At 50.2% G+C, this 18,099-nt stretch carries 21 protein-coding genes; 12 read left to right on the forward strand and 9 right to left on the reverse strand.

From position 1 onward, the window contains the following. Positions 1-76 precede the first annotated feature (76 nt). Together FMM72_RS03555 and FMM72_RS03560 are read right to left on the reverse strand one after the other, a co-directional pair. Positions 77-1,708 carry a recombinase family protein gene (locus tag FMM72_RS03555; protein WP_180322870.1) on the reverse strand — a complete coding sequence of 544 codons (1,632 nt, stop codon included), beginning with the start codon at positions 1,706-1,708 and terminating at the stop codon, positions 77-79. Positions 1,709-1,771: 63 nt separating this feature from the next. Beyond that, a complete protein-coding gene (locus FMM72_RS03560; RefSeq protein ID WP_162220622.1) occupies positions 1,772-1,972 on the reverse strand; it encodes a hypothetical protein in 201 nt (66 codons plus the stop codon). Between the two features lie 616 nt (positions 1,973-2,588). Between FMM72_RS03560 and FMM72_RS03565 the strand changes: the two genes are divergently transcribed. The 3 genes from FMM72_RS03565 (at position 2,589) to FMM72_RS03575 (ending at position 4,467) form a co-directional block, all read left to right on the forward strand. Next, the gene (locus tag FMM72_RS03565; RefSeq protein WP_160220016.1) at positions 2,589-3,419 is read left to right on the forward strand and encodes a class I SAM-dependent methyltransferase; all 831 of its coding nucleotides are present in this window, start codon (positions 2,589-2,591) and stop codon (positions 3,417-3,419) included. Between the two features lie 414 nt (positions 3,420-3,833). Continuing rightward, a complete protein-coding gene (locus FMM72_RS03570; protein ID WP_160220017.1) occupies positions 3,834-4,292 on the forward strand; it encodes an RNA polymerase sigma factor in 459 nt (152 codons plus the stop codon). Next, positions 4,264-4,467, forward strand: a complete 204-nt coding sequence (locus FMM72_RS03575; RefSeq protein WP_160220018.1) for a helix-turn-helix domain-containing protein — start codon at positions 4,264-4,266, stop codon at positions 4,465-4,467. Before FMM72_RS03570 ends, FMM72_RS03575 begins: the two co-directional genes overlap by 29 nt. A 265-nt stretch (positions 4,468-4,732) precedes the next feature. On the opposite strand, the gene FMM72_RS03580 is transcribed toward FMM72_RS03575, so the two are convergent. The 3 genes from FMM72_RS03580 to FMM72_RS03590 all read right to left on the reverse strand — a co-directional run bounded on the left by FMM72_RS03580 (position 4,733) and on the right by FMM72_RS03590 (position 6,989). Next, entirely contained in the window at positions 4,733-5,638 is a 906-nt protein-coding gene (locus FMM72_RS03580; RefSeq protein ID WP_162220623.1) for a DUF6414 family protein, read from the reverse strand. A gap of 431 nt (positions 5,639-6,069) precedes the next feature. Then, on the reverse strand, positions 6,070-6,525 hold the full coding sequence (locus FMM72_RS03585; protein ID WP_160209509.1) for a nucleoside deaminase: 456 nt from the start codon (positions 6,523-6,525) through the stop codon (positions 6,070-6,072). Between the two features lie 119 nt (positions 6,526-6,644). Then, entirely contained in the window at positions 6,645-6,989 is a 345-nt protein-coding gene (locus tag FMM72_RS03590; protein ID WP_160209508.1) for a TIGR04076 family protein, read from the reverse strand. 149 nt (positions 6,990-7,138) lie between these two features. On the opposite strand from FMM72_RS03590, the gene FMM72_RS03595 reads away from it, so the two are divergent. From FMM72_RS03595 to FMM72_RS03605, 3 genes are all read left to right on the forward strand, one after another. After that, the gene (locus FMM72_RS03595; protein ID WP_162220624.1) at positions 7,139-8,476 is read left to right on the forward strand and encodes a cytochrome c biogenesis protein CcdA; all 1,338 of its coding nucleotides are present in this window, start codon (positions 7,139-7,141) and stop codon (positions 8,474-8,476) included. Between the two features lie 173 nt (positions 8,477-8,649). Further along, the gene (locus FMM72_RS03600; RefSeq protein ID WP_162220625.1) at positions 8,650-9,381 is read left to right on the forward strand and encodes an AzlC family ABC transporter permease; all 732 of its coding nucleotides are present in this window, start codon (positions 8,650-8,652) and stop codon (positions 9,379-9,381) included. Next, positions 9,372-9,701: a branched-chain amino acid transporter permease gene (locus tag FMM72_RS03605; RefSeq protein WP_162220626.1), complete on the forward strand. Its 330-nt coding sequence runs from the start codon at positions 9,372-9,374 to the stop codon at positions 9,699-9,701. Before FMM72_RS03600 ends, FMM72_RS03605 begins: the two co-directional genes overlap by 10 nt. Before the next feature lie 580 nt (positions 9,702-10,281). On the opposite strand, the gene FMM72_RS03610 is transcribed toward FMM72_RS03605, so the two are convergent. Continuing rightward, complete coding sequence (locus tag FMM72_RS03610; RefSeq protein ID WP_162220627.1) at positions 10,282-10,722, reverse strand: GNAT family N-acetyltransferase; 441 nt, start codon at positions 10,720-10,722, stop codon at positions 10,282-10,284. Between the two features lie 116 nt (positions 10,723-10,838). On the opposite strand from FMM72_RS03610, the gene FMM72_RS03615 reads away from it, so the two are divergent. Genes FMM72_RS03615 through FMM72_RS03625 form a run of 3 tightly spaced genes read left to right on the forward strand, consistent with a single transcriptional unit; the run spans position 10,839 to position 13,405 of the window. After that, positions 10,839-11,591: an exodeoxyribonuclease III gene (locus FMM72_RS03615; protein ID WP_162220628.1), complete on the forward strand. Its 753-nt coding sequence runs from the start codon at positions 10,839-10,841 to the stop codon at positions 11,589-11,591. Between the two features lie 42 nt (positions 11,592-11,633). Next, the gene (locus FMM72_RS03620; protein WP_160209502.1) at positions 11,634-12,488 is read left to right on the forward strand and encodes a patatin-like phospholipase family protein; all 855 of its coding nucleotides are present in this window, start codon (positions 11,634-11,636) and stop codon (positions 12,486-12,488) included. 5 nt (positions 12,489-12,493) lie between these two features. Further along, positions 12,494-13,405: a ketopantoate reductase family protein gene (locus FMM72_RS03625; protein ID WP_162220629.1), complete on the forward strand. Its 912-nt coding sequence runs from the start codon at positions 12,494-12,496 to the stop codon at positions 13,403-13,405. A gap of 333 nt (positions 13,406-13,738) precedes the next feature. On the opposite strand, the gene spoVAE is transcribed toward FMM72_RS03625, so the two are convergent. From spoVAE to spoVAC, 3 genes are read right to left on the reverse strand one after another with little or no spacing between them, the layout of a single operon-like run. After that, positions 13,739-14,107: a stage V sporulation protein AE gene (gene spoVAE, locus FMM72_RS03630; protein WP_207710304.1), complete on the reverse strand. Its 369-nt coding sequence runs from the start codon at positions 14,105-14,107 to the stop codon at positions 13,739-13,741. Then, positions 14,104-15,135 carry a stage V sporulation protein AD gene (gene spoVAD / locus FMM72_RS03635; RefSeq protein ID WP_162220630.1) on the reverse strand — a complete coding sequence of 344 codons (1,032 nt, stop codon included), beginning with the start codon at positions 15,133-15,135 and terminating at the stop codon, positions 14,104-14,106. The genes spoVAE and spoVAD overlap by 4 nt, the downstream gene beginning before the upstream one ends. 12 nt (positions 15,136-15,147) lie before the next feature. After that, the gene (spoVAC, locus tag FMM72_RS03640; protein ID WP_369883066.1) at positions 15,148-15,591 is read right to left on the reverse strand and encodes a stage V sporulation protein AC; all 444 of its coding nucleotides are present in this window, start codon (positions 15,589-15,591) and stop codon (positions 15,148-15,150) included. 268 nt (positions 15,592-15,859) lie between these two features. Between spoVAC and FMM72_RS03645 the strand changes: the two genes are divergently transcribed. The 3 genes from FMM72_RS03645 (at position 15,860) to FMM72_RS03655 (ending at position 17,994) form a co-directional block, all read left to right on the forward strand. Further along, positions 15,860-16,369 carry a hypothetical protein gene (locus tag FMM72_RS03645; protein ID WP_162220631.1) on the forward strand — a complete coding sequence of 170 codons (510 nt, stop codon included), beginning with the start codon at positions 15,860-15,862 and terminating at the stop codon, positions 16,367-16,369. Between the two features lie 486 nt (positions 16,370-16,855). Then, positions 16,856-17,431 (forward strand): hypothetical protein, encoded by a 576-nt coding sequence (locus tag FMM72_RS03650; protein ID WP_160209497.1) that lies wholly within the window; start codon positions 16,856-16,858, stop codon positions 17,429-17,431. Positions 17,432-17,517: 86 nt separating this feature from the next. Then, positions 17,518-17,994, forward strand: a complete 477-nt coding sequence (locus FMM72_RS03655) for a peptide deformylase (RefSeq protein ID WP_162220632.1) — start codon at positions 17,518-17,520, stop codon at positions 17,992-17,994. Positions 17,995-18,099 lie beyond the last annotated feature (105 nt).

An 18,099-nucleotide genomic window follows, 5' to 3' on the forward strand; every position in this document is an offset into this window, starting at 1 on the left:
TTACGGTTAGAGGGAAGTAATTTCAGATTAGGCGGTATAGCCCCGATTACAAGGGCTGTACCGTCTTTTTGAGTGTCTATGCGCCTTGCCGTTTCGGTTGCGTAGCAGAAAGGAAATTGATTTCCCCTACAAAGTTGAAAACAATATCTACTTTCTGTACCCGTTTCCCGTTCACCTTTTCCGGCGCATGGACTATGATTTTCTTGATAAATTCATTGACGATTGCAGGGGTGAGTTCCTTTATCCCCACATACTTGCGGATAATCGCGGCGAAGCTGTCAAAATCGCTTTTGTTCTGTTCGTAGGTATCGACTTCCTGCTGGTCTGCCTTGACCTTTTCTTCCAGTTCCCGCTGTTCCGCTTCATACTCTGCGGACAGCTTCAAAAATCTGTCGTGGCTGATTGCGCCGCTTATGTCGTCCTCATAAATCCGCTTGAAAATACGGTCAAGTTCCGCTATCCGCTTCCTCGCCTGTTCAACTTCACGCTTCCTGCGTTTCATTTCCTTTTCCGTTTCAGCGGAGCGTTGCTGATACATCATTTCATGGAAAGCCATGATGTCATCAAAGAAAAGGGCGGTCACATCAAATATCCTGCTCCATACGATTTGCTTCAACACTTCTTCGCGGATAAAGTGAGCCGTACAGCTTCCCATATTGCTCTTGTACTTTGCACAGCGGTAATGGTCTTGTGAGCCGTTAAAACTCTTACAGGTAACAAAGTGTAATTTACTCCCACAGTCTGCACAGTATACCAAGCCGGAGAACAGGGCTTGCCGTTCTGCTTTTGTGGGGCGGCGTTTGTTCGCCCTAAGTTCCTGCACCCGTTCAAAAACAGCGTCCTCTACAATCGCTTCATGGGTATTGAAGAAGATAGACTGCTGTTCCTTTGTGGTAGGAATCCGCTTTTTCAGCTTGTGGGATTTGGAATAGCTTTTGAAGTTCACCGTATGTCCGCAGTAATCCATACGCTCTAAAATGCCGACAATGGTACTATCTCTCCAATCATAGGGATTTTCAGGAAATGGTTTCCCCTTTTTCTTTGCGTAGTGGGCTTTGGCAGTCAGCACCTTATCTTCTTTGAGGATTTTTGCTATCTGCATGGGACCTTTCCCGCCGATACATAAATCAAAAATCCGTTTCACCACAGCGGCGGCTTCATCGTCTACAATCCATTGTTTTTTGTCGGTAGGGCTTACCATGTAGCCGTAGGGCGGCTTTGTCAGATGTTCCCCCGCCTGCCCTTGCGCCCGTTTGATTGCCCGTACCTTTTTGCTTGTGTCTTTGGCATAAAAATCGTTAAACAGATTGCGGAACGGGGTAAAATCGTTGTCGCCCTTTGCGCTGTCTACTCCGTCATTGATTGCGATATATCTCACATCACGCTCTACGAAAAAGATTTCCGTATAGTAGCCGACTTTCAGATAATCGCGCCCTAATCTTGACATATCCTTGACAATGACCGTCGCCACGTTTCCGGCTTCAATCTCTGCAATCATGCGGTTAAAATTTGGTCTATCAAACGTCACACCCGATACACCGTCGTCAATGAAGAAAACGGGATTTGTAAAGCCGTTGTCCGCCGCATATTTGGAAAGGACTACTTTCTGGTTTACAATGCTGTTGCTGTCGCCCTCTAACGTATCTTCCTGCGAAAGGCGGGCGTATAATGCTGTTATCTGTCCGGGCTTATATGTATTTGCTGTCATGTGTTCATTCCTCCTGTAATGAACGCCCGACAAACAGTATGTGCTAATTCTATTATAGCGCACTTATCCTTGTTTGTCATTGGGCGGTTTGACGGTTTCCGATTTTATGAGCCGTATCATCTTGTCTCGGAGCCGTTCCGAGCCGCCACAGGAGGTAGACACTTCATAGTATGTGCCGCCGATTTTGTGGCAGACGGTTTCTTCTGTTGGCTTTCTCTTTTGAGGTACAAATTCGCTGTCCTTGATTTCCAGTTCCCAATCCATTCTTTTTCCCTTCCTTTCCGTATTTGTTAAAGTGAGAAGTTTCGGAGCAAGCATAGGAAAAGGGTACCCTTTTCCGTAAATCTGCCCGTTCGCGCCTATTGCTTGACGGACAGATTTTGCTTGTTGGGAAGAATCCCAAACCCTCTTGAAAGTCCTCTCACTACCTACAACACCGCACAAGGCGGTTTTGACGAAGTTTTGAAAAATTTCTTCAAAAAGTTTTCCTTGTTTTCTACTACGGTGAAAATTAGAAAATGCCAAAGAAATACAGAAGAAATGCTTCTGTTGTTACTAAAAACCATTAAAAACTATTTTGAATATGCCCTTTGTCAATATTGACAAAGGGCACTCTTTCATGTAAGATAAACATATAAAAAACAAATAGAAAAGGTGATGAATGTCCGGCGTATCAGATGTCACATAATCGGTGGCATGGATATGACTGGAGAAGAGTAGATAAAATCAATTCAATAGCTTAAAACTAACTGTTATTACAGTTTTGTTTTTATGCCTAATGTTTGATTTTATTTTACTCTTAACTATTCTTCGTCATTTGAGCGATTAGTCGTAGAGTAAAATCTACGGCTTTTTCTTTTGCTCACAGAAAGGAGAAGTAATGTTAAAGAATATCGAAACTGTTTTAGAAAAACCAATCCTTTACAAAAAAACGGAGGGTGAATTTTGGAATGATGAGCATATCTCCATGCAAATGCTAAAGGCTCATCTCAATCCAGAATTTGACGGAGCAAGCAGGAAACATACATTTATTGAAGAATCTGTTGCATGGATAACGGAACTTGTATCACCAATAGATTATCCGTTACTCTTTGATATTGGATGTGGTCCGGGAATATATGCAGAGAAATTTGCAAGACAAGGTTACTATGTTACAGGTATTGATTTTTCTAAGAGGTCAATAGACTATGCGAAAAATTCTGCATTAAAACAGGGATTGGATATTGCATATTTATGTCAAAATTATTTGAACATGGAATTAAATACGGCTTTTGATTTTGCAACAATGATATATTGCGATTATGGAGCATTGTCAACAGATGACCGAAAAACGCTTATGCAGAATGTTTATTCTCACTTGAAATCCGGCGGAAAATTCTTATTGGATGTATTTTCCGCAGAAAAGTATAATTCATTTTTACAAACGCGGACATGGGAGGTCTGCAACAACGGAGGATTTTGGAGCAATGAGAAATATGTGGCATTTTATGGTAATTATAAGTATGCGCCTAATGTTACTTTAGAACAGGCTTCCATTATTAAAGACAGTGGCGTATTCCAGTATTATATCTGGAATACATACTTTACAAAAGAAACTTTGATTAGTGAAGCACAGGAGGTTGGATTCAAATTTCGTGGAGTATGGGCAGATGTTGCAGGAAGTGTGTATTCTGATAAGGCATTTACGCTTGCAATGCTTTTTGAAAAATAATTGCTTATAACACCATTTGTTGAATAAATAACAAAATCTGCCCGGCGGCAGAAAAGAAAAAAACCGCTGTTCGGGCAGAAGATTTATTGCGCTCATTTATCGAAAATAACATCAGACGGCGGTTTTGAAATAACAATCAAAGCCGCCGTTTTTATGTAGCAGGACAGCTTTCATGGATATGGCGGTATTGGAGGTGCTGCTATGTCTGTTTTCTATTTCGCGGGTAGTTTGGGTTATGGTGAATTATCAAAAAAATCTTGTCTTGTGAAGAGGGATATTCTGTCTATGGATATGAATACACATATCATTTAGTATGTCTTAGTAACTCATATTACCAAGAACCAATGTGGATATATTCTGCATGGAGTTTTTGTTGTAATAGCCCCCTACTGGGAAGAAAGGGGGTGAGAGAAGATGAGATATTCTGAACAGTTCATGGAACATATCGAATATGCGTTTAATGCGTTCTGCAAGATTGTCCTGCGCCATGAAGCAATCAACGCATGGCGGGATTTGAAGCGGAAAGAGGAACGGGAAATATCCCTTGACTATCTGATGTCAGAACGATATTTTGAACCGTCTGCTATGGACAGCTATTTTGAAAAGCAGGATAAGCCGACTGTATTTCTTGTGTTTGGAAAGGAAGTTGTCGTTGATGATGAACGGTTAGCAAAGGCATTATCGAGATTGCCGCAGTTACGACAGGAAGTCCTGCTATTGTATTACTTTGTTGGTTATCGTGATGAAGCTATCGGCAGATTGTACGGGCGTTGCAGAAGTACGATAAACAGTCGGAGAAATGTTGCACTGAAACAGTTACGGAAAGAATGGGAGAGATTGGAACATGAGGAACAAGAAACTGATACCTTTTGAGGTAATCGAACGAGCCGTAGCCGGAGAACCGGAAGCGGTAGACGCGGTATTGCGGCACTACACCGCACACATCAAATACCTGTCTATGTATAAGGGGTATATCAATGACGATACACAGGACAGAATAAAAACAAAACTGGTTGAAGCCATATTGAAATTCCGCTTCGACCGATAGGAAGTAGCAAAGACAGGAAAAGCTGTCAAGGGTAAACTTTGCGCTACGCGCCCTTGACAGTTTTTCCTGTCTTTGCTGTTAGGCAGTCAAGAGGGCGAAATCAGCAGACTGCTTTCGCCCTCAATTTATTATGGGGATTGTTACGCAGTAGGGGTTATTTTGTCCTTGATTTATGCGGCTTTGCGGGCGCTGAAATGACGGAGCAAGGGTTTTATATGTCTGCTGTCAAAAATGGCGTTGTATTGCGTAACAAAAAGTCATTATATTATGCGTAAATAGCGACGGGGATAACAATAGCGGAGGGACCCGAAATTTCAAATTTAATATTTGGTAAGTTAAATTGTTTCAACTCATCTGCATTAAATAACTGTAGGAACTCATCTAAGCTCTTTTTATCTAATAGATAAAGAGATGTCTTTCGTAATAAATTTATGCTTTCTTCGCTTGTTTTGCAAATTTTTATAACCTTGCCTAATATTTTAAATCTTCCACCAATGATTTCAGAAATATTATCATTAGCAAGATATTGTTCTTGGGTAGATAAAACCAATGTTCCTTTGGGATTTTCTAAAATAAAGTCTACTGTCCCCGAATGAGTTAATTCATCTAAAAATGATTTCATTTGCTTTACAACAGCATTATCACTACTCTTCTGATTTGACGTCGCTTTCTTATTGCCTAATGTGGGCTTCTCTGCAAAAATATCACTCATTCGAAATACATCAATAAATTTTTCCATTAAATCAATCATTGGATTTTTTTGCAGTTCTCCCTCTAATTCAATAAAATCACCGGTTTTAATTTTTGAAATATCTAAATCACTTTCCGCAGTGCAAGATAATAATTGGTTATTTATAAGTTCTGAACGAAATTTGGAAAGTAAAGAAACATTTGTATGTACTTTCTCGGATTTTGTCTCAGCGGTAGTGTTATTGCTTTTTTCTTTCTCAAAATTTGTATCTATTTGAATTTTTAATAATTTGTCAAGAATAGCTTTTGTTGATAACCCACCACCTAATTTTAAATCAGTTGTACTGCTATTTTGATTAGATGAACTTACTTCACTTACCATAGAAAAACCATCCTCAATAATGGCTAACATATCTAATACAGTTTTTTCATTCAAATATACAGGAATAATTAGTTGGTCTTTTAGAGACATTTTTTTCATGGGCTTATTTCCTTTCTTCTGTTTTTTATTATTCTATCACTAATTAGGTAAAAAATAAACAGACATACGTTCCAAAAAGGAAAATGCCTGTCTATTCTTTGCACACTGTTTGCCGGCGTTAATGATAAGTTGTTGTGAATACTTCCTTATCACCGTAAAATAAAAGGATTCCTGCGTTTTTTCCTTGCATTCTCCGGCTGTTTGCGAACAATCCGGCAATTCCTCTTTTTTCAAACAAGCCCTAATGGCGGCGCAGACCGCGAACCGAAAAAAAAAACGAGCCACACGGCCCGCTGCAAATGAAATGATCCGGAGATAAAATAAAGGAGGGGGGATTTCACTCTAGAAACACTGCGTTTCCGTCGCTTATTGTACCATATGTGTATTGGAAAATGGTGAACAAATTGTGAACAGGTACAACATCTTGTGCCCTATTGGCGGCTGCGCCGCAACCTTTGGAAAAACGCTGAGAGAATCTGCGCACACTCCGCGCCGCGCACGCCGCAGACAACCTCCGGCTTATGGTTGAAGGAGAGCGCGTTGAAATCGCTCACTGAGCCGAAGCAGCCGCCTTTGGGGTCGCGCGCTCCGAATACCAGCCGCCGGATACGCGCGTTGATAATCGCGCCGGCGCACATTGGGCACGGCTCAAGCGTCACATAGAGATCGCACCGGTGCAGCCGCCAGCCGCCCAGCCGGAGGCAAGCCGCGTTGATCGCTTCGAGTTCGGCGTGCGCGAGCGCGTTTTTTCCGGTTTCACGCCGGTTAAAGCCTGTCCCGACGATCTGCCCGTCGCACACGACGACCGCCCCGACCGGCACCTCGCCGCACTCGGCCGCGCACCCGGCAAGCCGGAGCGCCTCGCCCATAAAATCGTTGTCATCCATCGGCCTCGCTCCTTCCGCCAGGTCTGTGTGCGCTGCTTTTGTTATATCTGGGGCTGTTTGAGAAATCAAAAATCCTGTCTTTTCTCGTTTTCGGCGCGGCCTGGTTTGTCAGCAGTTCCTCACCGCACCGGCGTGTAGTCGATCTGCGAAACCTCGCCGGTCGATTCCAGCTTAAAAATGACAGGGCGCAGGCCGTCGTTGCAGCTACAGATCGCAACGCCCGGCTTTCTGATCCAGTCGCCGTAATAGAAAACATCGTCGCCAGCCCCATGCGCAAGCGCAAACACATACTGATAAATGGCTTTCCACGCTTCGTCACAGAAGCCGTCCGGTTTGGCGTAGTCGGCGAAAAAGATCTGGCCCTCCCGCAGCATTGGACAGGCGGTCAGGCCCTCGGCGCCGTATTCGCGCGCGAGCTCCTTGTCGAATGTTGTCCTGAGAACGGTAATGCGAACCTTTTTCATACTGTTCCCCGCTTTCTGTGACCGGCGTCACCGTCAGCCAACGCCTGTTTTTTATATAATAGCATACATCTTCCATTTATGCAAAATCGCCCTTCCCTTTTCTACACCTTTCCTGTATAATATCCCTAACAATCCACAGGAGGAATCATATGCAGAGCTTACTGGCAGGCGGGCATATCAGCTTCGCCCTTGTATTCATTGAAGGACTTCTATCCTTTTTCTCGCCGTGTGTCATCCCCCTGATCCCGATTTATGTCAGCTACCTGGCGGGCAGCGCCGATCGCGATGAAACAGGCGCGCCAGTCTATCACCGTGGCCGTGTGATGCTGCACACCGTTTTTTTTATCCTCGGCGTGTCGTTCGCGTTTTTTTTGCTTGGGCTTTCGTTTACGGCGATCGGGACATTTTTTTCCGGCCATAAAACATTGTTTGCCCGTATCGGCGGCGTGGTGATCGTTTTGCTGGGCCTTGTGCAGGTCGGCTTTTTCGAGCTGCCGTTTTTGCAGCGGGAGCGGCGTTTCCATCTGAATATGGCGGGTAGGCGGATGAATCCGGCTGTGGCGTTCGTGATGGGCTTTACATTTTCCTTTGCCTGGACGCCATGCGTCGGCCCGGCGCTTTCCTCTGTGCTGATTCTCGCCTCCGGCGCGAAAAGCGCCGCGACCGGCAACCTGCTGGTTTTGCTCTATGCGGCCGGTTTTGTCCTGCCGTTTCTGGCGCTTGGACTGTTTACAACACAGGCGCTCAATTTCCTGCGCAGCCATAAGAAGCTCATGCGCTATACCATCAAGGCGGGCGGCGTGCTGCTCATTTTAATCGGCGTCATGACGTTTACCGGATGGATGAACGGCGTCACCGGCTATTTAAGCTCGTTCGGCGCGCCGCCTGCTTCAAATGAAGAGGCGGCCTCCGCAGCATCCTCGCAGGCCATGCCGGAGCAGTCCGGACCGTCCGCGGAGGAGCCCGGCGCGCAGGCGCCTTCCTCCTCCGCGTCGGAACAGCCCGCTGCCATCCCGGCGTTTGATTTTACGCTGACCGATCAGTATGGAAACACGCATACCCTGTCCGATTACAAGGGCAAGGTTGTGTTCCTCAACTTCTGGGCGACCTGGTGCCCGCCGTGCCGGCAGGAGATGCCGCATATCGAGGAGCTTTACAACGAATATGGGCAAAATACCGGCGACGTTGTATTTTTGGGCGTGACAAATCCAAAGACGGATGAAAATCCATATGGACAGGACGGATCGCCCGAGGAGATCGCGCAGTTTTTAACGGATAACGGCTATACGTTCCCAAGCGCGTATGACACGACGGGCAGCGTTTTTTCCGATTATTTTATCAGCGCTTTCCCAACCACCTTTTTAATCGATGCGCAGGGCAATATCTTTGGTTACGCGCCGGGAGCGATGACCAAGCAGATGATGGAAAACATCATCAAACAGGTGCTCGACGCGGCGGAGGACGGGGCGTCGTCTTCCTCCGCATGAGGCCCTGCCGTTTTGCAGGATGCCGGAACCGTTTTTGCAAATCGATTTAAAGCAATAAATTTTTGAAATACGTTGTTTTTTTTCACTCCGTATGCTAGAATGACATTGTTTTCCACAGTGCGCGTATCATTTCGGGCCGCTGCGCGGCCTTGGCGGGGGGCGCTTTCAGGGCGATGTCAGATAGTTTTACCAGGGCGCTGCGGGCGGCTGCGGCCGCGACTGCGCCGATCTTTTTCGGATATGTGTTTGTCGGCATGGCGTTCGGCCTGCTGCTGCAAAAGACAGGTTATGGCGTGTTGTGGGCCTTTTTGTCAAGCCTGACTGTCTATTCCGGTTCGATGCAGTTTGTCCTGGTCGGACTGCTCGCGGGCTGGCCAGGTTTTTTGCATGTGATTGTCGTGACGATTGCCGTTCAAATCCGCCACGCTTTTTACGGCCTGTCGCTGATCGAAGCGTTCAAGGGCCTTGGAGTGCGAAAGCTCTATCTGATTTTTGCACTCACCGATGAAACCTATTCCCTTTTTTGTTCGATCAAGCCGCCTGAAGCAACGCCGCGGGGACGGTTTTATCTGATGATCGCCCTGCTCAACCAGTGCTATTGGGTCGCCGGAGGCGTGATCGGCGCGACGGTCGGCGAGCTGATCCCATTTGATTCCACAGGCATCGATTTTGCAATGACCGCTCTGTTTATCGTCATTTTTGTTGAGCAGTGGCTTGACTCAAAAACGCACATCCCCGCCCTGACAGGGCTTGGATGCGCATTGGTCTGCCTGCTTTTATTCGGAGCAGACGGTTTTCTGCCACCGGCGCTGCTTTTGACCGTCGGCGTGCTGTTGGCCGGCCGCCGTCCGTTAGAAAAACGCCTGGATGGTTCGCGGGAGGGAGGCGATGCAATATGCCGCTGACGCCCTTTCAAGCGCTGGCTGTGATTTTTACGGTTGCCGGCGTTACCGTCCTGTGCCGCGCGCTGCCGTTTTTGCTGTTCAGGGACGGCCGTCCTGTTTCCAGTGGGGTGATTTATCTCGGACGCGTGCTGCCGTATGCCATCATCGCAATCCTGATGGTCTACTGCCTGCGCGGCGTCGATTTTACATCCGTCCCCTTTGGCGCGCCGGAGATTATCGCCGTGCTTCTGACCGTCGCAATCCATGTCTGGAAACGCAGCAACCTGCTTTCCATCGGTGTTTCCACGGCCGTTTATATGCTTTTGCTGCGGCTTTTCTAGGAGGCTCACGCGCTTAAAAGGCATCAAGCAGGCGCTGGGGCGTGAGCAATCCGTGCGCGGATTGCTCACCGCCGGGAGGGCGCGCGCGACCCGTGCGCGGGTCGCTCACCGCCGGCCGCTACGCTTGCCCGGCCGGCTATTCGGGGCTTTCCGGCAGGGCGGCAATTGCCGCCCTGCCGGGCGCGGACAAGCCGCGGCAGCGCCCCTCAGCGCGCCTCACAAGGGGAGGGTCGAGCGACCCCTCCCCTTATGTTATCCCCACCTCTGCCTGGCGCGATCGTATCGGGCGCACGCCGGTACGTCCGAAAGGGGCGGGCCGCCCCTATCCCATGGACCCAACCCCGGGGCAGGCACAGCCCGTATACGCGCAGCGCCCACCCCACTGTTCGCGGCGCAGCCTGTAAAAATACTGGAACCTGCCCCACTGTTCGCGGCGCAGCCGAACTAAGTTTTTCGCCGAGGCCTTTTTTCAAAAAGGCCGGAAAGTTTTTCGCCGAGGCCTTTTTTCAAAAAGGCCGGAAAGTTTTTCGCTGAGGCCTTTTTTCAAAAAGGCCGGAAAGTTTTTTGCCGAGGCTTTTTTTCAAAAAAGCCGGGAAAAATAGACCATGTCGGTCAGCAGGACGCCGTCGTCCCAGATGGGATGCGGGTAGTTGTCGGTAAAGAAGTTTTTCACGCGGTGGGATAGCGTAAAGCCGCACGCGCTGTAAAAGGCGGAGGATGCGGACGTTTCACCTGTGCCGACCAGCACACGCGTGCCGGCGGGCAGGCGCGCGAGCGCCGCGTTGATCAGCGCGCGGCCGACGCCGCGCCGCTGAAACGCCGGCGCGACCGCGATGTTTTTCAGCTCCCAGCCGTTTTCGATGGGCACGGCGGACAGTACGCCGACGGCTGCGCCGCCCTCATACGCGGCCAACAGAAAGCCGTCCGGCAGATAACGGCCGATCATTTCTTCGGATGGGTCGGCGAGCAGAAGTAAGTCGCGGTATGCCCATCGGTCGCCCGGCGCTTCAATGATTTTCATGATAAAATCCCCCGATCGCTTATGTGTAAGCAGCCTTATCATAGCGCGGATGCGGCTGTACGTCAACGGCGCGGGACAAAATAAGATATAGGGGACGCCGGTCCCGGGAGGAGCTTATGAAGCTGGTTTCATGGAACGTCAACGGCCTGCGGGCCTGTTTGGGGAAGGGATTCCTCGGATTTTTCAGCGCGGCGGACGCGGATGCCGTCTGTCTTCAGGAGACGAAGATGCAGCAGGAACAGGCCGATCTGGAGCTGCCCGGCTATCAGCAGTACTGGAACAGCGCAGAAAAAAAGGGGTATTCCGGCACGGCTGTTTTTACGCGTGTGCCGCCGCTGGACGTAACTTATGGCATTGGTATGGCCGAGCACGACCGCGAGGGGCGTGTGATCACCGCGGAATTCGAACCGTTTTATCTTGTCAACTGCTATACGCCCAATGCGCAGCGCGGGTTGGCGCGGCTGGAGTATCGGATGAAATGGGAGGATGATTTCCATGCTTATCTTTTGTCGCTCGACGCAAAAAAGCCGGTTGTGCTGTGCGGCGACCTGAATGTCGCGCATCAGGAGATCGACCTGAAAAATCCGAAAACAAACCGCCGCAACGCCGGGTTTTCCGACGAGGAACGCGCTAAAATGACAGAGCTGCTTGCGGGTGGCTTTGTCGATACCTTCCGGGCGCTTTATCCCGATATGACAGGCGCATATACCTGGTGGTCCTATATGCGCCATGCGCGCGATACAAACGCGGGCTGGCGCATCGATTATTTTATCGTTTCCGAACGCCTGCGCGGAGCGGTTCATGACAGCCGTATCCGCGCGGACGTGCTGGGCAGCGATCACTGTCCTGTGGAGCTTGATTTACTCTGAGATTTTGCAGACGGTTTTTGAATCAGGAAAGAAGGTCCCCGTATGAAGATTGGTCTGGTGCTGGAGGGCGGCGGTATGCGCGGCCTGTATACGAACGGTGTGCTTGACTGTATGATGGACAACGATTGGTATCCGGATTATGTAATCGGTGTGTCGGCCGGCGCGTGCAGCGCTGTGTCGTATATCTCCGGCCAGCGCGGACGCAGCTACCGCATCAATACCGGATATTTAAACGACAAACGGTATGTTGGGCTGGACAGCTTTATCAAGACAAAATCCATGTTTGGGATGGATTTTATTTTTGATGAAATACCAAACCGCCTTGACCCCTTCGACTATGAGGCGTTTTTAGCCTCGCCTATTGAAATGGTCACAGGTGTAACCGATATTGAAACAGGTATGCCGGTTTACTTTGACAAATCGGCGGCTTCGCCGGGCGACAGCACGCTATGGCGGGCTTCGTCGTCAATCCCAGGCTTTTCGCCGGTTGTATCGTTTCGCGGCGGACGCTATCTGGACGGCGGCACAAGCGACCCGATTCCGGTTCGCCGCGCGCTTGCCGATGGGTGCGGCCGCCTTGTCATTGTGCTCACACGCGACCGTTCCTATCAAAAAGCGCCCGAGCATTTCCGGACACTGTATCATCGTTTGTTCCGCGACCATCCAATGATGGCCGCCGCGCTCGACCGCCGCCATGAAATTTATAATGAGACGCTTGATTTTATACGGAGGCTTGAGCGCGACGGTACGGCTCTCGTCATCGCGCCTTCGCGGCCTGTTGAAATCGGCCGGTTTGAAAAGGATCTGCGGCGTCTTGAAAGCCTGTACAAATCCGGTATGCTCGACGCGCAGCTCGCTATGCGCCGGCTGCGCGCGCTGAAAGCAGGAGAGGGGTAATCTGCATGACATATCTGGTGATTGGAGCCGGAGGCGTAGGAGGCTGCATCGGCGGTTATCTGGCGGACGCGGGATTTGACGTAACGCTGATCGCGCGCGGCAAGCATCTGGAAGAAATCCGTTTTAGGGGGCTTCGCCTTTATAAAACGCGCCGCGGCGACGAGCTGTGCGTCCATCCCAAGGCGTGCACAGCCGATGAATTTACCGGCCGCGCGGACGTGGTATTTGTTTGTGTGAAGGGCTATTCGCTTGAGGCGGTTGTGCCGCTGATCAACCGTGTTGCGGACGAACACAGCGTCGTCATACCGGTGCTCAACATCGTCGGCACGGGCGAGCGTCTCGCGCCGCGCCTGCCTGGACGCCTGGTGCTCGACGGCTGTATCTACATCGGCGCGTACATCAGCGCTCCGGGTCAAATCACACAGACCGGCGATCTGTTTCGTATTATTTATGGACAGCGCGACACAAATGAGCCGGACGAGCGGCTCGATAAAATCGCCGACGAGCTGCGTGCTGCAAGTATCGATGCTGTCGTATCGGATGATATCCGGCGCGACGCGTTTCGCAAGTTTATGTTTGTATCGCCACTGGCCGCGGCCGGCGCTTATTACGACATGACGGCCGGCCAGCTGGCCGCGCCGGGAAAAGGACGGGATCTGTTTGTTGAACTTGTCCGCGAGCTCCAGGCCATTGCGGATAAGCGCGGATACAGCTTCCCTGACGATATGGTTGAAAATTCGCTCCGGCGTCTTGACGCGCTTTCCCCTGACGCGACCGCGTCAATGCAGAAGGACCTGAAAAAAGGCGGCGACAGCGAAATTGACGGCCTCATCTTTGAGCCGGCGCGCATTGCGCGCGATCTTGGCGTCCCAGCGCCCGCCTACGAACAGCTTTCCCGCTTTTTTGAAAAAAGCTGAGGCCTTTTTGAAAAAAGGCCTCGGCGAAAAACTTTCCGGCTTTTTTGAAAAAAAGCCTCGGCAAAAAACTTTAGTCGGCTGCGCCGCGAATAGCGGGGCAGGTTCCAGTATTTTTACAGGCTGCGCCGCGAATAGTGGGTTTGGCGCTGCGTAGAAATAGGCTGCGCCGCGAACAGTGGGGCGGCTTCCGGAATTCTATCGGTTGTGCCGTAAAGAGTGGGGCGGCCGGGCCGCCCCACTATGAACCAAATCCTGGGGCGGGCACGGCTTGACGGTTTACCCCAAAACGTACTGGCGCGCGCAATCCGTGTACGGATTGCGCGCGCCTTAGCCTCAGCTTTTGCTTTTTGGCTTAAAGATCAGGGCGATGATCAGAGAGAAAAAGACAGCGGCGGCGATCCCGGCGGCTGTCGCGCCAAGCCCTCCGGTCAATACGCCGAGCAGGCCCTCCTCCTGGATGGCCTCGCGCACGCCTTTGGCGAGCGTATTGCCAAAGCCGAGCAGGGGGACCGTCGCGCCCGCGCCCGCAAATTCGACAATCTTGGGATAAAGGCCGCCGCCGCCGAGAATCACGCCTGCCACCACATAGCCGGTCAGGATACGCGCGGGCGTCAGCTTTGTATAATCGATGAAGATTTGGCCGATGGCGCAGATCAGCCCGCCGACAAGAAACGCTTTGAGCAGTGCGATTAAAATCGTCATGAAACAAGCCCTCCTTTCTTTTTGGATGAAAGGTAAACGAGATGTGCAATCGAGGCGATGCTCTCGCCCTGTTGCACCACAGTTGTATTCATCAGCGCGCCGGTTGCGATAAACAGGATATCATGCAGTTGACCGGCATGCATCAGCGGCAGGATATGCCCGCACATGACGGACGCGCTGCATCCGCAGCCGCTTGCACCGGCGTGTACATCCTGTTTTTCAAGGTCGTACAGCATCAGCCCGCAGTCGGTTTGGCAATGTTCAAGATCATAGCCGTCACGCCGCAGCAGGTCGCGCAGGATGGTGCCGCCCACTTTGCCAAGGTCGCCGGTGATCACAAGGTCATAATCATTTGGTTTTGTGCCGGTGTCATCGAAAAACCGCTTGATTGTTGCGGCTGCAGCCGGCGCCATGGCGGCGCCCATGTTGTTGGGGTCGGTGATTCCAAGATCCTCAATGGTGCCGATCGTCGCCGCGTGGATAAAAGGCGGCGTATCGCCTTTTTCAAGGACAGCCGCGCCGGCGGCGGTTGCGGTCCACTGCGCGGTTGGCGTGCGTTGGCCGCCATATTCAAGAGGTAGGCGGAACTGCCGTTCAGCTGTGCAGAAATGTGACGAGGTACATGCGACCGCCCGGCCCGCTGCGCCGCTGTCAAGAAAAACAGACGCGGCCATCAGGCTTTCCGCCATAGTGGAGCAGGCCCCGAACAATCCGACAAACGGGATGCCGAAGGAGCGCAGGCCATATGTTGAGCCGACGCATTGGTTCATCAAATCGCCTGCAAATACACAGTTGATATCGGAAGGCTGATACTTTGCTTTGTCGAGCGCCGTTTGGATCGCAGTCTGTTGCATACGGCTTTCGGCTTTTTCCCATGTTTTTTCGCCGAAGTAGTCGTCCTCATTGATCACATCGAATGCGTGGCCAATCGGTCCCTCCGATTCCTTTTTGGAGCCGACGGCCGCAGAGGCCCGCACGCTGATTGGTTCATCAAACACAACGGTATAGGTTCCTTTACGCTTTGCCATAAATGCCCCTCCTCAATACAGTCCGAACAGATAAATAATCAGCCCGTAAACAATGCTGGCGCAGGTGCCGTAGACGATGACCGGACCGGCAATTACAAACATTTTTGCCGCCAGGCCGAGCACCAGGCCCTCGCTTTTGAATTCCAGCGCCGGCGAGGCCACGGCGTTTGCAAAGCCTGTGATTGGCACAAGCGTACCCGCGCCGCCGAATTTGGCGATTTTTGGATATACATTAAAGCCAGTTAATAAAATGGATAGGAAAACCAGCGTTACAGAGGTGACGCTTCCGGAAACCTCCTCGGTCATACCGGCCGACTGGTAGGCCATCATAATCGCCTGTCCGAGCGCGCAGATCAGTCCTCCAATAGCGAACGCCATAAGAAAATCCTTGATAAACGGCGAACGCGGCGAGCTTTGTTTTGTAAGTTCGTTGTATTCTTCCGGTGTCATATTCATAGGTTTCATCCCTCGTTTCAAGATTCATATGCTGTGTTAGTGTTCGCTTTCCGGAAAAAAATATCCCGCGCGCGCTGATTCAAAAAATACCAATCCAGAATTTGGAATAGTAAATTCAGCACATGATTCTATTTTGATTTGTGCATAGATAACTGTTGTAATTAACAATTAAAACAAATTATACAAAATAATTGACAAATAGGAAAATAAAGGATATAATAAAGACACATCAAAGCAGGCAACCGACATGAAAAGAAGGAGTGGTAAAATGAAAAAGCTTATTTCGAGTCTTATTGTACTTGTCATGATTACCACCTTTATGACCGGAAGTGTGTTCGCTGCTGCTCCCGGAGAACCCACAGAATCATTTGATGCAGATACACGGGCAAGCGGTATCACGTATGGCCCCTGGTTTGGAAATGGGAATGAGAGTTGGAGCACCGACATAAAATCGCTAGCTTCAGCCACCAGCACAATAACAGGGGCAATATCTTTTTGTTTGCCGCCGAGTGCCGCGCGATCAATTGGCGGGGAAATTTCCGGCGCTTTATCTGCAATTGCGATTGCCTGGCCGGACTGTTATACATATGGCACGGTTCAAAAGGAGTATAGAGAAGCGCATTATTCAGATGGTACCTTCGCCTATTTCCAATCGCATTATACGGTTAAGGCATATGCCGTGAGCAATGGGAAAACGACCTATTTAGGCACCTTCCATGAGTATTATGAGGGGTCATATCCGATGCGCCTGCAAGGGAGTGAATCGATAGAGCTTTGAACTTGCAGCCGAAAGGAAAAGTATTCTCCTATATCTATAAGGCGGCCGCGGTGCTGTTGGCTCTGTCCCACTTTTGGCCGTCGATCTGTGGAACGCCTGCTTTGGTTATGACTACGTGCGGATGGCTGATGATGATTGGCTACACAGTTTTTGAATTCTTTCGGGACCGTGAGAATAAAAGGCCTGCAAAGATAAGATATCTCATTACCGGCCTGATTACGTACAGTATTCTTTTGTGGAGTTCAGTTAATTTTGTATTGAGAAACAGGATGCAATAGATTGTCCTAAAGAACACAGCTTGCCTGTGTTCTTTTTTTTTATAGCACGCCTGTTTTTTCGGGCGCTGTTAAAAAATAATCAGAGCAATGCAGCAATTGGCGGCAATTGTCTTTTACAGGCTGCAATGGTATAATGAAACTGATTTCCAGCAAGCTGCAAAAATAGGAATATAGTACAATTTTGGGGAATTTAAGAGGTGGAAGCTGTATGAACGAGCTTGATACGATGAAACGTGCAAAGATGTATCTTGACAAGCTGTCAAGAGGAATCGATCCGATCAGCGGTTCGGCGCTTCCGCTTGACGGCGTGTTAAGCAATGTCCGGTTGTCGCGCTGTTTTGCTTATGTATCCGGCGTTCTGGAACAGGTCATCGAAAACGGCGGTACGGTCGGCCGGCGCAAAGCGCCAAGAAAGCCGCCGTTTACCATTACGTCCGAGCAAAAAACGCGCGTGCGCGTGCTTGACGAACCAATTCCCTTGACTGGCTTTGTCAAGCAAATTAACAATGTCACAGTTCTGACCAGCGAGACACAGCTCACATTCGCCAGGGTTGCCGACGGCCTGGAGGAGATGGGCTTTTTGGAAAAGCCCGAAGCAAGCCGCACCCGTGTGCCAACACAGGCAGGCGTTCAGCTTGGTATCTCGCGCGAGGAGCGCACAAACGAACGGGGCGACACCTATCTGGTGAATCTCTTTAACCGTGCGGCACAGCAGTTTGTTTTGGACAATCTTGAGGATATTTTGGAGGCGGCCGCACAGAAAAAGGCTGCTGAAAAGGAGTAAGCAAAACCTGCCCTCGGACGCTGATCCGAGCGCGCCCAAGGAGGATATGCTGAAAACGATTCTTGCAAGGATAGGAGAAGCTTGGAATGGTACGTGAAATTTTGCGTCTTGGCAACCCGGCGCTCTACGAAAAAAGCGCGCCCGTTACAAACGATGAGCTGGAACGGATGCGCGCCGTTGCCGTTGACCTTCGCGATACGCTGCTCGATTACCGAAAACGGCATCAGGCGGGCCGCGCAATCGCCGCCCCGCAGATTGGGGTGCAGAAACGTATGATTTATCTGCAAACCGATCGAACGATTGTTCTGATCAATCCGGTGCTGTCGTTTCCTGACGGCGAACAGATGGAAGTGCTGGACGATTGTATGTCCTTTCCGGGGCTTTTGGTGCGCGTCATGCGGTTTAAACGCTGTACAGTCCGTTTTCGTGATCTCGAATGGAACGAGCAGAAGCTGTATTTTGAAGGCGATTTGGCCGAGCTGCTTCAGCATGAATACGATCATCTTGATGGGATGCTTGCGACTATGCGCGCTGTGGACAATCGTTCCTTTTTCTTCGTTTAGCCCGCTTGTATGCGTTTTGTCTTGTGCAGGCCCCGCCCCACTGTTCGCGGTACAGCCTGTAAAAATACTGGAACCCGCCCCACTGTTTGCGGCACAGCCGACTAA

The sequence above is a fragment of the Anaerotruncus colihominis genome (assembly GCF_010206195.1).
GTDB classification, from domain to species: domain Bacteria; phylum Bacillota; class Clostridia; order Oscillospirales; family Ruminococcaceae; genus Anaerotruncus; species Anaerotruncus colihominis_A.

Coding starts and splice junctions, on each gene's coding strand:
- spoVAE (WP_207710304.1), bottom strand. CDS start 14,107: ATGACGATTTTAATCGCACTGCTCAAAGCGTTTCTTGTCGGCGGGCTG.
- FMM72_RS03600 (WP_162220625.1), top strand. CDS start 8,650: ATGTCAGATAGTTTTACCAGGGCGCTGCGGGCGGCTGCGGCCGCGACT.
- FMM72_RS03605 (WP_162220626.1), top strand. CDS start 9,372: ATGCCGCTGACGCCCTTTCAAGCGCTGGCTGTGATTTTTACGGTTGCC.
- FMM72_RS03580 (WP_162220623.1), bottom strand. CDS start 5,638: ATGAAAAAAATGTCTCTAAAAGACCAACTAATTATTCCTGTATATTTG.
- FMM72_RS03645 (WP_162220631.1), top strand. CDS start 15,860: ATGAAAAAGCTTATTTCGAGTCTTATTGTACTTGTCATGATTACCACC.
- FMM72_RS03570 (WP_160220017.1), top strand. CDS start 3,834: ATGAGATATTCTGAACAGTTCATGGAACATATCGAATATGCGTTTAAT.
- FMM72_RS03655 (WP_162220632.1), top strand. CDS start 17,518: ATGGTACGTGAAATTTTGCGTCTTGGCAACCCGGCGCTCTACGAAAAA.
- FMM72_RS03615 (WP_162220628.1), top strand. CDS start 10,839: ATGAAGCTGGTTTCATGGAACGTCAACGGCCTGCGGGCCTGTTTGGGG.
- FMM72_RS03650 (WP_160209497.1), top strand. CDS start 16,856: ATGAACGAGCTTGATACGATGAAACGTGCAAAGATGTATCTTGACAAG.
- FMM72_RS03575 (WP_160220018.1), top strand. CDS start 4,264: ATGAGGAACAAGAAACTGATACCTTTTGAGGTAATCGAACGAGCCGTA.
- FMM72_RS03585 (WP_160209509.1), bottom strand. CDS start 6,525: ATGGATGACAACGATTTTATGGGCGAGGCGCTCCGGCTTGCCGGGTGC.
- spoVAD (WP_162220630.1), bottom strand. CDS start 15,135: ATGGCAAAGCGTAAAGGAACCTATACCGTTGTGTTTGATGAACCAATC.
- FMM72_RS03620 (WP_160209502.1), top strand. CDS start 11,634: ATGAAGATTGGTCTGGTGCTGGAGGGCGGCGGTATGCGCGGCCTGTAT.
- FMM72_RS03555 (WP_180322870.1), bottom strand. CDS start 1,708: ATGACAGCAAATACATATAAGCCCGGACAGATAACAGCATTATACGCC.
- spoVAC (WP_369883066.1), bottom strand. CDS start 15,591: ATGAATATGACACCGGAAGAATACAACGAACTTACAAAACAAAGCTCG.
- FMM72_RS03595 (WP_162220624.1), top strand. CDS start 7,139: ATGCAGAGCTTACTGGCAGGCGGGCATATCAGCTTCGCCCTTGTATTC.
- FMM72_RS03590 (WP_160209508.1), bottom strand. CDS start 6,989: ATGAAAAAGGTTCGCATTACCGTTCTCAGGACAACATTCGACAAGGAG.
- FMM72_RS03560 (WP_162220622.1), bottom strand. CDS start 1,972: ATGGATTGGGAACTGGAAATCAAGGACAGCGAATTTGTACCTCAAAAG.
- FMM72_RS03625 (WP_162220629.1), top strand. CDS start 12,494: ATGACATATCTGGTGATTGGAGCCGGAGGCGTAGGAGGCTGCATCGGC.
- FMM72_RS03610 (WP_162220627.1), bottom strand. CDS start 10,722: ATGAAAATCATTGAAGCGCCGGGCGACCGATGGGCATACCGCGACTTA.
- FMM72_RS03565 (WP_160220016.1), top strand. CDS start 2,589: ATGTTAAAGAATATCGAAACTGTTTTAGAAAAACCAATCCTTTACAAA.